The 12,887-nt window shown below is 45.9% G+C and carries 13 protein-coding genes, 1 pseudogene and 1 riboswitch; of the genes and pseudogenes, 3 read left to right on the top strand and 11 right to left on the bottom strand.

What is annotated here, in order from left to right; translation table 11 throughout:
• Window positions 1–98: 98 nt before the first annotated feature.
• Entirely contained in the window at window positions 99–809 is a 711-nt protein-coding gene (locus V6D42_RS09045) for a phosphoadenylyl-sulfate reductase (protein WP_333512987.1), read from the bottom strand.
• 190 nt (window positions 810–999) lie between these two features.
• Between V6D42_RS09045 and V6D42_RS09040 the strand changes: the two genes are divergently transcribed.
• Both V6D42_RS09040 and V6D42_RS09035 read left to right on the top strand, forming a co-directional pair.
• The gene (locus V6D42_RS09040) at window positions 1,000–1,683 is read left to right on the top strand and encodes a 2-phosphosulfolactate phosphatase (protein WP_333512986.1); all 684 of its coding nucleotides are present in this window, start codon (window positions 1,000–1,002) and stop codon (window positions 1,681–1,683) included.
• Window positions 1,680–2,438, top strand: a complete 759-nt coding sequence (locus V6D42_RS09035) for a phosphosulfolactate synthase (protein WP_333512985.1) — start codon at window positions 1,680–1,682, stop codon at window positions 2,436–2,438. The genes V6D42_RS09040 and V6D42_RS09035 overlap by 4 nt, the downstream gene beginning before the upstream one ends.
• Before the next feature lie 45 nt (window positions 2,439–2,483).
• Here the strand turns inward: V6D42_RS09035 and V6D42_RS09030 are convergent, their stop codons facing one another.
• From V6D42_RS09030 to V6D42_RS09000, 7 genes are all read right to left on the bottom strand, one after another.
• Window positions 2,484–3,113, bottom strand: a complete 630-nt coding sequence (locus tag V6D42_RS09030) for a YitT family protein (protein ID WP_010333695.1) — start codon at window positions 3,111–3,113, stop codon at window positions 2,484–2,486.
• 95 nt (window positions 3,114–3,208) lie between these two features.
• Entirely contained in the window at window positions 3,209–4,324 is a 1,116-nt protein-coding gene (locus V6D42_RS09025) for a mandelate racemase/muconate lactonizing enzyme family protein (RefSeq protein ID WP_333512984.1), read from the bottom strand.
• 8 nt (window positions 4,325–4,332) lie between these two features.
• Window positions 4,333–5,601, bottom strand: a complete 1,269-nt coding sequence (locus V6D42_RS09020) for an MFS transporter (protein WP_333512983.1) — start codon at window positions 5,599–5,601, stop codon at window positions 4,333–4,335.
• An 89-nt stretch (window positions 5,602–5,690) separates the two neighbouring features.
• The gene (locus tag V6D42_RS09015; protein ID WP_333512982.1) at window positions 5,691–6,542 is read right to left on the bottom strand and encodes a GNAT family N-acetyltransferase; all 852 of its coding nucleotides are present in this window, start codon (window positions 6,540–6,542) and stop codon (window positions 5,691–5,693) included.
• 4 nt (window positions 6,543–6,546) lie between these two features.
• Complete coding sequence (locus tag V6D42_RS09010) at window positions 6,547–6,996, bottom strand: GNAT family N-acetyltransferase (RefSeq protein WP_333512981.1); 450 nt, start codon at window positions 6,994–6,996, stop codon at window positions 6,547–6,549.
• A 98-nt stretch (window positions 6,997–7,094) separates the two neighbouring features.
• Window positions 7,095–8,933: a bifunctional homocysteine S-methyltransferase/methylenetetrahydrofolate reductase gene (locus V6D42_RS09005; protein WP_333512980.1), complete on the bottom strand. Its 1,839-nt coding sequence runs from the start codon at window positions 8,931–8,933 to the stop codon at window positions 7,095–7,097.
• 90 nt (window positions 8,934–9,023) lie between these two features.
• A riboswitch (SAM riboswitch) is annotated at window positions 9,024–9,142 on the bottom strand.
• A 105-nt stretch (window positions 9,143–9,247) separates the two neighbouring features.
• Window positions 9,248–9,739: a YajQ family cyclic di-GMP-binding protein gene (locus tag V6D42_RS09000; protein ID WP_010333702.1), complete on the bottom strand. Its 492-nt coding sequence runs from the start codon at window positions 9,737–9,739 to the stop codon at window positions 9,248–9,250.
• A 98-nt stretch (window positions 9,740–9,837) separates the two neighbouring features.
• Here V6D42_RS09000 and V6D42_RS08995 point away from each other — a divergent pair.
• Window positions 9,838–10,736 (top strand): annotated as a pseudogene (locus V6D42_RS08995) (CvfB family protein).
• Between the two features lie 54 nt (window positions 10,737–10,790).
• Here V6D42_RS08995 and V6D42_RS08990 read toward each other — a convergent pair.
• From V6D42_RS08990 to V6D42_RS08980, 3 genes are read right to left on the bottom strand one after another with little or no spacing between them, the layout of a single operon-like run.
• On the bottom strand, window positions 10,791–11,375 hold the full coding sequence (locus tag V6D42_RS08990; RefSeq protein WP_333512979.1) for a sporulation delaying protein family toxin: 585 nt from the start codon (window positions 11,373–11,375) through the stop codon (window positions 10,791–10,793).
• On the bottom strand, window positions 11,372–12,307 hold the full coding sequence (locus V6D42_RS08985; RefSeq protein WP_268446743.1) for a sporulation-delaying protein SdpB family protein: 936 nt from the start codon (window positions 12,305–12,307) through the stop codon (window positions 11,372–11,374). Before V6D42_RS08985 ends, V6D42_RS08990 begins: the two co-directional genes overlap by 4 nt.
• Window positions 12,292–12,828 (bottom strand): SdpA family antimicrobial peptide system protein, encoded by a 537-nt coding sequence (locus V6D42_RS08980; protein WP_268447695.1) that lies wholly within the window; start codon window positions 12,826–12,828, stop codon window positions 12,292–12,294. Before V6D42_RS08980 ends, V6D42_RS08985 begins: the two co-directional genes overlap by 16 nt.
• Window positions 12,829–12,887: the final 59 nt, after the last annotated feature.

The following is a 12,887-nucleotide window of genomic DNA, read 5'->3' as shown; positions in this document are numbered from 1 at the left end:
CTTCTTCAATTGAAAATGTGAAATCGTAACACTACAGACTCCATTCAAGAAAAAGAATAAAATCTGCTGACGCTTCCATTCTCAGGACAAGCGTTCTTTCATTCCTGGTGCAGACCGCATTCAGTTTTCTCACGTCCGGCCCATCTACCCGCTCTCTCATCATTTGGGTTTGAAGAAGGCAATGTGCACATTTCACAGCCTATGCTCGGATAATTTTGATCGTGCAGTTTGTTGTAAGGCAAATTGTGGAGCCGGATGTACGTCCAAACATCATCCCATGTCCAGTAAATGAGCGGACAGATTTTAATAAGCTTAAATTTCTGATCCTGATTGATGAATTGAATATGCTTTCTCGTCGGCGACTGTTCCCGGCGCAGACCTGAAATCCAAGCTGTCATGCCTGATAAATGTTTTTGCAGAGGTGCGATTTTCCGTAATTGGCAGCACCGATTAGGGTTGTGTTTCCATAATTCATCGCCGTACTGCTCTGCTTGTTCCTTTAAGTTCAGTTCAGGTTCAAGCAGCTGGATCGTAAATGCCGGGTATTTTTGTTTGACGGCTTCGATCAGCTCATATGTTTCCTGAAAATGGAGCCCTGTATCTAAAAAGATGATGTGCGCATGTTTGTTGATCTTCGAAATTAAGTCGAGAAGCACCATCCCTTCAGCGCCAAAGCTGCATGCATACACGATCTTATCCCCGTATGTCCTGTAAGCCCATTTCAATACATCGAGCTCATCGATCAATTGGTCCGTTATCTCTTTTGACAGCGTTTCGTTCCATGTGTCAAACGTGATGTGTTCGTTCAATATTTTCCCCCCGTTTTGCATCTGTCTGTTTTTTATCTATTGATCGAGTTATAGGCAGACTATTCACTTTTGAGATAAAGGTTCGTGCGGTAGCCGCCTAAAATGAGCAGACGAAGGCGCGGCGGAACCAATAAGAGACCAGCTGAATATGCTTTTTAGCAAAATGGTTTTATGCCCAAGGAGAGGTATTATGCCGATTACCATTTATCAGGGGCATCATCATTCACTTGCCCCGGCAGATATTAATATCGTTATTGACGTCATTCGAGCCTTTACCGTGGCCCATTTTGCTTTTATCGGCGGGGCGAAAGAAATTCTCTTGGTCCGGGCAACTGAGGAAGCCTTCAAGCTGAAAGAATCCTATCCGGATTATGTATTAACAGGAGAGGAAAAGGGGGTCGGAATCAAGGGGTTTGATTTGGATAATTCCCCAAAGCGTATGGCTGAGCAGGATATGGTGGATAAGCGGCTGATCCAGAAAACGACAAACGGCGTCACAGCAGCGTTAGGAGCGCTTAAGGCCAAGCATCTTTTTGTGACCGGATTTTCTAATGCCAGAACAACAGCGGAATATGTGAAAAAGCTCGCTGCAAAAGATTGTGTGCTGAACATTGTGGCTTCCCATCCATCAGGTGATGATGATATGGCGTGTGCGGAATATATCAAAAGCATCATAGAAGGGACGCATGGTGCGGCGGCCGAAGTGATTGAAAGAATCAAAAACTCATCCGTTGCGGAGAAGTTTTTTGACAGCAGCCAGCCGTTATTTGATCCGGAAGACATTGCGTACTGTACAAAAGAAATAACGGGCGATTTCGTGATGAAAGTAAAACAAGAAAGAGAAGTTCCAACGATAGAGAGGGTTATGATATGAATGATTTTTCACTAGAATTGCCGATGAGAACAAGTAAACCGAGAGAAAACGGACAGACCATTTTAATCGACAACGGCTACCCCTTGCAGTTTTTCAAAGATGTGATAGGCGCGGCATCCGACTATATTGATTTTGTGAAATTCGGCTGGGGCACTTCATTACTTACAAAAGACCTTGAAGAAAAAATCAGCTCCCTGAAAGAGCATGACGTGAAGTTTTTCTTCGGCGGCACGCTGTTTGAGAAATATGTAAGCCAGAATAAAGTCAATGAATTTCATCGGTACTGTACCTACTTCGGGTGCGAATACATTGAGATCTCAAACGGCACTCTCCCGATGACGAATAAAGAAAAAGCGGTTTACATTGCTGATTTTTCTGATGAATTTCTTGTGCTCAGCGAGGTGGGCAGCAAGGATGAAGAAGTGTCAAGCTGCCAGTGCTCTGAGGAATGGCTTGAGTATATTCTCGAAGATATGGAGGCAGGCGCAGAGAAGGTGATTACGGAAGCAAGGGAAAGCGGAACAGGGGGTATCTGTTCCAGCAGCGGAGATGTCCGGTTTCAAATCGTTGATGATATCATTTCGTCAGACATTGATATCAGCCGAATGATATTTGAAGCACCGAACAAAACGCTCCAGCAAGGGTTTATTCAAAGGATCGGGCCGAATGTCAATCTGGCGAATATCTCATTTCACGATGCAATTGCTCTGGAGACTTTGCGCTTGGGGTTAAGATCCGATACTTTTTATTTGTAAAACAGAAGCTGCGGGGCTCTCTGTATCGGGAGAGCCTCTTGCCTATTACTTTTTATGACGGTACATAGGCGTAAGTATGGGAAGAGAGGTCAGGCGGATGTTATAGATGAAGTCGATGACTCTTGTTGAGATCACTTGGCAAATCAGAGCTTGAATCACAATGCCCCAGGCAATAATTGATGCGGTAATCATAAAAATGATGCAATTCATAATGAGCAAGATGGTTCCCGGGTTTCCGCCCCGGTAAATTGAGATCATGAGAGCAAGAGCTCCAAATCCTCCGTTAGAAATTTTATATTTGTATAAAAGTCCGATGCCGAGTCCTAATAAAACGGCGCCGCTTGCCAAATCAAGCCACAGGTTTGATGTAATGTCCGGAAAAATGACATCAAAAATCAATACCGAAACAGAGGTGACGGTAATCGAGGCGAGAGTGCCTGTGAATGTTCTCATCTCCAGCCATTTTAAAGCAGTAAAAAGCATTGACACATTCACAGCCCATACCGAGAAGCCGTGGGGAATGTGAAACAAATGGTGCAATAAGACCGCAATACCTGCCGCCCCGCCTGTCGGAATATCATGCGGAAATAAAAATAAGGACATGCCGAGTCCCTGTAATACACCGCCTGTGACAATCATAAACGTGAGTTTTGCTTTCATCAGCAGTTCAGCCATTAAGTCATTTGCTCCTTTATGAAAAGACTTGTCCGCTGTTACCATTTTATGAGGCTGTCCATGATTTATGTCTATAAATAAAGGGATGGGACAGCTTAAAACGCTGAACCATCCCACATATACCGATTGATGATCTCCATATTGATTTCTCTGCCGATCCCTGTTCCTTTCGGGATGTGCACGATTCCTTTTGAAGGCTGAAGGCTGATCAGTTCTGTAAAAGGATTCTCCATTACATCCCACTCAATCGGTTCAATTTGGTCGTTTTCCATTTTTGACCACGGAGGCAGGCAGGCCTGAGCAAATAAAGCATAAAGCCGGGAAAGAGCGCCGTCATAGGCATGAGCAGACGCTCTCACACCGAAATAACGCGCGAGCTGGAGGCAGTCGCGAAACTCATCGATTCCATTGACATGCATGACGTCAGGCTGAATAATATCCAAGCAGCCCTGTGAGAGGAGAGGCGCAAATTGCGCCGCGCCTTTCATATTTTCTCCGCCGGCGACAGGGACGGATAAACGGCTCCGCAGCAACGTGTAATCCTGCGGCTGGTCAAAAGGCAGAGGTTCTTCCAGCCAGCTGATATTATCCCATTTCGAAAAATGGCGCTCCCATTTGAAAGCTGCGGCTGTATCATAGCTTTGGTTTGCGTCCAAAATAATGGAAACTGAGCTGCCGGCCGTGTTTTGCAGGGCAGTGATATGCCGCACATCTTCCTCAAAGGTTGTCCCGCCGATTTTGATTTTGATTTGATTGAAGCCCTTTTTCAATTGCGCTTCAACATTCGTAAGCGAGCTGCTGATCCACTGAGGATGGTCTGAATATGATTGGAAAGAGGCATATACAGGGAGTTCTTCTCTGTACCGTCCGCCCCACATGTCGCATACGGAACAACCTGCCGCTTTCGCAGCAATCTCCGTCAATGCCATACTCACAGCCGATGCCGCCCGCTGATGCCATTTTTTAATCGTGCGCACTAAAGGCAGGCGGCTGCCTGCCTGTTTACCCAAGAGATAGGGAATGATTCGTTTTGTAAAACCGACATGCAGGGCCGGGAGCCAATCCACGCACTCTCCCCAGCCGTCAATGCCGCTTTCTGTGATAATTCTGATCAGATAGCATGTCCGATATTGTTTAAATCCGTTTGCATCTCCGTAAGGCTTCTCTAATCGGTGAAGAAGCGGGAAGGTCTCAATCCGTTCGATTTTCAAACCGGATGCTACCTTTCCTCAACCGGCTGCAGCCGATTGCTATTCATTTTAGTCTCTTCTTTTTCATTCGTATCTTCTTTATTTTGTTTGACATGAATCAGCGTCAGCACAAGAATGCCGACAACCAGCGTTAGGCCCGCAATGCTTAAAAACATGCCTGGTCTTGACCACTGCATCAAGCGCCCGAAAATAGGAGGGCCGATCGCCACCCCGAGAAAACGCACTGATCCGTACAGCGATGTCACAAAACCCCGTCTTTCTTTGCCGACAGCGCCTGTGATAAAGCTGTTAATACAAGGAAGGACAAGGCCTGAACCGATACTGCTCAGCACGAGAACGCTGATAAACAGGACGAGATTTTCAATAAATGACAGTGCCGCGTAAGACACAGTCATAAACGCTAAACCGATGACGATCAGCTTTTTCATTAACGATTGCTTTTGTCCGATTTTGCTGCCCGTCGTATAAGATGTCACACACATGACCAAAAGCGGAATCGCTAAAATCAGTCCTTTTTTGACGCCGTCTGTATCGTATGTTTTTTCCAGTACGTCTGATAAGTAAAACAAAATGCCGAATAAGGTAAACAAACAGGTAGCCCCGGCTAAATAAGCGGTAAACAGCCATCTGCCTTCATGCTTAAATACACTTAACAGCCCTTTTGCATATTTTCCGATAGGAGGCGGTTCTTCTTCTTTTTTCTTTTCTTTAATAAAAATCCAAGTCAGCACGATTGAAATGATACAAAACACAGGAAAGGCAAAAAATGCGCCATACCAAACGATCAGGGCGATAAGTGAGCCAATAATCGGCGATAGAACTTTCCCCATCCCGTTTGACGCTTCAACAAGGCCGAGCACTCTGCTTTCCTGCGCGCCTTTAAATAGGTCCGCTGACAGCGCCATCGCAATCGGTCCCGTTCCGGCTGCTCCGATACCCTGAAGAGCCCGGCCAGCCATGACCCACGGATAAGCATTGTCAAAAAAACCTGCCGCAAATCCGGCCAGCAATCCGCCTGCTCCATACAAAAATAAGCAGGGAATAATGATGATTTTTCGTGAAAACCGGTCTGCGAGATAGCCGACAATCGGAATCGCAAACGCCGCAATCAGGGAAAACACCGTGATCACGAGACTGACTTGAAATTGGGATAAATGAAGTTCAGATTTCATTTTTGGCAATATAGGAATAAGCATAGAGTTTCCAAGGGTTAATATTAAAGGGATTGAACTGATTGCTACAATCGTCATTCCGTTATTTTGTTTTGATGTTTCCATCTCAAAGCACACTCCTTTTCTTCTGCTTAGAGTGTCCCTGAAGGCATTAAAAAAACCGAACAGAATCTTCCTGTTCGGGTAAAAAAGGGTTAACCGAGCGCTTGTGAGATAACAGCGAATAATTGTCCGTTTCGTACAGGCAGTGTCTTTTTTTGGTACATCATAAGCGGGGGTTCATCGTCTAAGTGAAATCCCATTGCTTCCAGGCTGTCATGCAACGATGCGGCGTCACCAGGCACGTCGATTCGCATCGGTCCTTGTTTTCCGGCGGCCAGCCTGTTGATCAATCCGGCAGCGAGACCCGGTGACGGAGCGATAATCGGGCCTAATTTCAGATTGACCGGTGTTTGTACAGATAAACCATAGCCAATGAATTCGCCTTCCATATTTCTCGCAATTATACATTCCGCTGATTGAGAGATCAATTGATGCAGGAGTGCTGCTCTGTCTCCGCCAAAGGCGGCTTGATCAGCCGCTGTTAATTCCGGAAAATCCTTTTCTGTAAAAGATGTCAGTTCAATGTCGTGCTGCTTTGTAATCGGATTGAAGCTTTGACAGCTATATTTGCGGATTGAACCTGCTGTTTGAAAATCGGATTTTTCATAAAGCGACAAACCCTCCTTCGTGGCGCAAAGCATGATGGCGGTGTTTTCATCGACTTGACTGATGCACGCGTTCACCATCCGCCGCCCCAGGCCCCGCCGTTTGTACTCGCTGTCGACGATAACAAGTCCGATAGAAGCAAGTCGGCCATACGAAAACAAACCGATGCAGGAGATGATGTCTCCTAGGCTGTTTTGATACCCGAATAATCGTCCGTGTTTTAAGAGCAACAGCAGCTCTCGCTCGCCGTAATCCGGCCACGCGACTTGCCGGGAGAGACGCAATAGACCGGGCACATGTTTTTCTGTAAGCTGAATCAGCTCAAACGCTGAATGCATGTCATCACCTGCTTGTTTCTGGTTTTTTATACATCACAATATGGGTGCCAATGCCGGAAATCTCAAACGGCTCACCAAGTTCTTTCCAGCCAAGCTTTTCGTAATAGCCTTTCACATGGTATCTTGCGTTGCACCAGACCGCCTGCACGCCCATATCGGCCAGCTTCTGCTCCGCGTATTTGATCAGTGTGCTTCCGGCTTTTTGATCACGGTATTCTTCGAGCGTTGCCATGCCTCTAAGCCGATATGCGGGTGAATCGGTCAATAGCGGCTGATTCTCGGGAGAAAAGGAAGCGATGCTGATCAGCGTTTCTTCAAAAAAAGCGCCGAGATGGAAGGAGCCTTCAGCATGATCCTGATCATATTTGCATTGTTCAATTGATTGATGGGGACGCAAAATGCGGTTCCGAATTTCATAAGTATCCTTTGCGGGAATGGTTTTCACTTCAAGCATGATGTTCCTCCTCTTAAGTGATTTATTTTCTATATCGTAACACGAATCGGGTTTGAAAAAGACTGTCCAATTGGTTTGGGCAGTCTTAGAAAGGGTTGTTAATGCAAATAAATATTCTGACGCTGTTCATCTTTTTGCTTAATGTAAGAAGTAAGTTCCGAAGTTAAGTCGGATCTGAGAAAAGGCGTTATTAAATAGATGCCGTTAAACAGCTCGCAGGCAGTATCCAGCAGGGAGCGTGCAATCGCAAGGCCTTCCGCCTTTTGTCTCTCTTTATCTTCGCCTGCACGCGCCATTTTTTCGCGAATGGAATCGGACAGTTTGATGCCGGGAATTTCATTATGGATAAACTCAGCGTTCCGGCTGCTTGTCAGCGGCATAACGCCGATATAAATCGGAGTCTTCAAATGCTTGGTTTCATTATGAATATCGACAAGCTGCTGCTCCGAATAGACGGGCTGTGAGATAAAATAATCAGCGCCGCAGTCAATTTTTTTCTCCAGCCGTTTTACGGCTTTATCGAGATGGCGGACGTTTGGGTTAAAAGCAGCTGCCACTGAGAAATTGGTTTTCTTTCCGAGCGGTTTTCCGGACAGAGACAGCCCTTCATTGAACTGTTTAATCAGCCTGATTAAATCAAAGGACGTTAAGTCATAGACAGACGTTGCACCCGGGAAATCACCGATTTTAGAAGGATCGCCGGTAATCGCCAGCACATCATGCAGCCCTAATGTGTCGAGTCCCATGAGATGTGACTGGAGGCCGATAATGTTTCGGTCCCGGCATGTAAGATGGACAAGAGACCGCATATCGAGCTGCTGCTTAACAAGGGCCCCGCAGGCAACATTGCTGATCCGCGGGGTTGCCAGTGAGTTATCGGCGAGCGTCAGGGCGTCGATTCCCGCTTCTTTTAATTCAGCAGCGGCGGACAGAAATTTGTCAAAGCTCAATTTCTTCGGCGGGTCCAGCTCAACAATAATGGAGCGCTTTTCCGCAGCGATTTCATTTAATCCCGGCTCTGTCCGTTCTTGCTGGACAGTCACCAATTCCTTTGCCCGAACCTTTACATGCTTTTCGGTAATGGGAGCGAGCCCGCCCACAGCCTCTGCCATGGCCCGGATGTGGTTTGGCGTTGTGCCGCAACAGCCACCGATAATCCGCGCGCCTTGCTTGCGGAACTCAGCTGCGCTGTTTTGAAAATACGTATCGTCAGTTTCATATACGAGCCGCCCTTCTTCGAGAGAGGGGAGGCTGCTGTTCGGGTAGACAGATAAAAACACGTCATCAAAAATCGGCACTTCACTGAGCGCTTCAATCATGTGGTAAGGGCCGAGCCGGCAGTTAATGCCGACGATATCTGCACCGAGATCCGCAATCGAGCGCAACGCATCAGAAAGCGGCGTTCCGTCCTGAAGCACACCCTGCTCATGCATGGATACATTTAGCATAATCGGAAGATCGGTTTCTTTCCGGGCGATTTTCAGCACTTCACGGGCTTCTTCCAAATCATAATACGTTTCTAACAGCAGCCCGTCCGGCTCTTCATGCAGCAGTAAATACAGCTGTTCGCGAAAGCTTCGTTTGATTTCGTCAAGGCTGTATGCGTTTTTGTTAAACGTGCGGATGCCTCCCATTGTCCCGAGCACATACGCATCGCCGGCGGAAGCCCGCGCGATTTTTACTGCTTCCTGATTCATTTTTTTGATGTCATCTTCAAGGCCGTGTCTTGATAATTTGATATAATTCGCTCCGTACGTGTTGGTTTGAATGATGTTTGCTCCCGCCTCGACATAAGCTTTATGTATACGCTGAATTTCCTCGGGTTTAGAAATATTAAGCTCCTCAAAGCATCTATCTATTCCGTAGGAGTAAAGCAGCGTGCCCATTGCGCCGTCACCGATTAACACCTGTTTCTTTACATCTTCTAAAAGTCCCATTGTCTGCCTCCTTTATTCACATTCAGCAAGGAAAAAAGAGAAATAAAAAAAGTCCTCTTAAGAAGAAGACTTTGTCAGTGATATTGTCTCTTCTTATCTTCCAAGCTGTTCGAGCTTGCTGGATTTAGCACCTTGGTTATGGCAAAAGCGCCATTACACCGGTTGCTGAAGCTTCGTCGGGCCAGTCCCTCTGCTTCTCTTGATAAGAACGGATATGAAATTTTAATGTTCAGGAGCTGCCAAAGATGCCTGGCATTTTCCCTTTCTCCAAATTTACCGAAAATAAAGACAATAATCAATAGGAATCAAAAAATTTATCTGAAATTTATAAATTGAACGTCAATTGGCAGATCAGCACCTCGAACTGCTGCGATAACCTGCTGAAGATCATCCTTGTTTTTTCCGGTGACACGCACTTGATCATCCTGTACCTGAGATTTCACTTTCAGTCCGGAGTTTTTGATGATCGTATTGATTTTTTTTGCGTTGTCTTTGTCAATCCCTTGAACGAGCTTTGCGCGCTGGCGCACGGTGCCGCCGGACGCATTCTCAATTTTGGCGTAATCAATATTTTTTGTCGGCACGTTGCGCTTAATCAATTTGCTGACAAGCACATCCTTGAGCTGGCTTAATTTAAATTCGTCATCGGAAACAAGAACAAGCTCTTCTTTATCTAATGAAATGTCGCTTTTGCTCCCTTTAAAGTCATAGCGTGTGCTGATTTCCTTCAGTGCGATTTGAATTGCGTTTTGTACCTCAGGGAGTTCCACCTTGGATACAATATCAAAAGAACTTTCTTTTGCCATATGAAAACCTCCATAACATTTAACTTATGTGTTGATTATAGTAGAATAAAGAGAAACTTCCAACAGAACAAAGAATCAATTTGTGATGATTGGAAAAAATGTTAACAAGATCCGCAGTGAAATCAGCGGGAAGAGGAAGGACGATAGCATGAGACCAGGGCAGCAGTTAACCTTGAGTATAGATCACGAAACTGACTTCGGTTACTTTTTAACCGATGGAGAAGATACGATTCTCTTACATAACAGTGAAGTGACAGAGGATATAGAAGACAGAGATGAGGTAGAGGTCTTTATATACGTTGACCAGCAGGAACGGCTCGCAGCAACGATGAAAATCCCTGTCATCAGCGCGGATGAATACGGTTGGGTAGAGGTAGTGGACACGGTAGAGGATATGGGCGTATTCGTCGATGTCGGCCTCTCGAAAGACGCGCTTGTCGCAACAGAGCATCTGCCGCCGTATGAAGATGTTTGGCCGCAAAAAGGGGATAAGCTCTACTGTATGCTGAAGGTGACGAATCGTGGGCGCATGTTTGCCAAACCCGCACCGGAGGATATCATCAGCGAGCTGTTTACGGACGCTTCAGACGACCTGATGAATAAAGAGCTGACCGGAACGGTGTACAGGCTGATCGCTTCAGGATCGTTCATCATTACGGATGACGGAATCCGCGGTTTTATTCATTCATCAGAAAGAAAAGAAGAGCCAAGACTCGGCTCAAGAGTGACAGGACGAGTGATTCAAGTGAAGGAAGACGGCTCAGTGAATATGTCGCTACTTCCGAGAAAGCAGGATGCGCTGTCTGTTGATGCCGAGTATATTCTTACGTATATAAGAACGAGAAATGGCGCCATGCCGTACAGCGACAAAAGCCAGCCTGATGATATCAAAGAACGTTTTAACATGAGCAAGGCCGCCTTTAAACGGGCGCTCGGCCACTTAATGAAAAACGGGAAAGTGTATCAGGAAGACGGCTGGACATACGAGAAAAAATAGCGCATGAAAATGGCTCGCCTGCAGCAGAACTGCGGAGCGAGCCGTTTTTTATTTCTAATTTAATTCATCAACCAGCGTTCTGATTGCCATTTCGCGATCCACATTGTCTGAAATTGCGATCGGAGTAATATCAATGGCAAGAATGACAAGAATCAGCGCACCGGCTGCTGCAACATAAGAAACATAATAGAAATAGTTAGCGGTTTCGACCGTGTTGACGAGTTCAGCTTGAACTCTGGACGTATCATCCTTGGAAGCGGCAATTTCTTTTGCAGCTTCTACTTTTTCTTCAACGATTTGACCCGCTTTTTTCAGCAGTTCATCCACCTTCATTGCATCTTTGCTGTAAACAGCTTTCTTCAGATTGTCAAAAAAGTCAGCATCCTCTTTTTTAATATCAGCAACAACCTGATTGGCAAAAGCCTTTGCCTGTTTTGTGTTGAGTTTGTCAGACATGGCTTTATTAAATACCTCTGGAAGCTGTTTGCCCACTTCACCCTGAGCGAACACAAACCCTTTAAAAATCTCTTCACCCGAATACTGAAGCTGCTTTGCCTGTGCTACACTTTCCTGCTGCTTCACCATAAACACTGTCGTCACCAATACAACCGACAAAAATACGAGAAACGCCTTCTTCAAACTGAAACCTCTCCCTTCTTTTCTTTTTTATTCCACTTCAGTCTGCGAATATATGTAAATTGAAACGTGGAATCAATTGGAGTGAGATACAATATCAAAATGCCGGCCATGATGACTGAAAAGCTGATTAAACCCAGCATAACCGCGAATATCTCATGCATAAAAACAGCGATGATTAAAATCAATCTCCAATGCTTCTTCGGCGCGAACAGTGCCGCAAAGATGACAATCTGGACGAGAAGCGTCCCCCATGTCGGAATCACCACAAACGGACTAGTCACAAACGGCTTCGTTAATGCTTGAAAAAAGCCGTTGAAGCCGATGGTTTTTTCCTGGGCGAAATAATAGACGGCTGTACCATCCACCCATTCCTGCTGAGACAGCTTAGCGACAGTAGAGTGAAAATAAAGCACTGCCACTTGGAGCCTGATGACAAAATAAGAAATAAATGCTGTGATTTTTCCAATTGTTCTTTGGCCCTCTGCATCATCAGGCCTTCCGCTCCAATGCCATTTTCTCGGATCGGTCAGCGTGATAGGAATGAGCAAAAATGTCATAACCGCGGCTGCCTGCTCGCCTCCGTCGATGACAATTAACGACGACTGGAGGCTGTAACTGACATACCAATGAAGAATCCCGGTGATTCTGGGGCGCCACCCGATCACAACAAGCACCAGAATGGCAATGCAGATCCACCTGACCAGATTTAACATCATATAGTTATTTTCGCCGAGGCAAAAGAGACTGAGGTTCATTTTACAAGCAGGATAACTGCTGATTCCGCTGGCGGGCTTCATAATGAGGCTCGGATGATTGACGAGCAGCGTCAGCAGGCTGGATAAAGCAATGATGCTTCGCGCGAGTCCGTATACATTTGTCCACGGGTTTCTCTCGTCCCATCCGGTGATGGTCTGTTTTATGTTTTCGAGCATGAGATCACAACCTTGACTATGCTTTTTATCTGATAAGACGAAGCGGTGTATTTAGAATAACTCCACGGAACGATATCCTCTTTCGTTAAATAATAGCTGCCGCAAAGCAGCGGGCGGGGTGCCGGTGTTTGCAGTTGAACGGTTTTGGCTTTGCTTTTGCAGGCACTCAGGTCCGTTTCTTTACATTCTGTCCACTGTTCCTTGCCGACTTGGCTGTAGATAACGCCCATTTCTACACCCTGTGATCGCCCATAACGATACAGGCCGAATAGGTTATCAGCCCTCATATTGGGCCATCTGACCTTGGCGCTGGCATTTCCATCCTCATATAAGCCGATGGCGGTATCACGGGGGTTTTTGCTGAAAAAGCCCCAGCCCTGAGGAATGACGCTGGACATGAGAAATTTGGAGTCCTTCGTCAGCGGAATCGGGGTTGTCCCTAAGCTGCCAATGATTGAAAACAGAAATAAAGACCCCCAGAGGACCGAAAAAATGATAAAAAATGATATCGATTTCTGCATTCGACTGCTCCTTTTTAAACTAACGAAATTCACTTTTCTTACTTTTCATCATATAAAAA

Source organism: Bacillus sp. 0909A (genome assembly GCF_036765115.1).
In the GTDB taxonomy this organism is placed as follows: Bacteria; Bacillota; Bacilli; order Bacillales; family Bacillaceae; genus Bacillus; species Bacillus mojavensis.
This window is presented reverse-complemented; position numbering and strand designations above follow the sequence as displayed.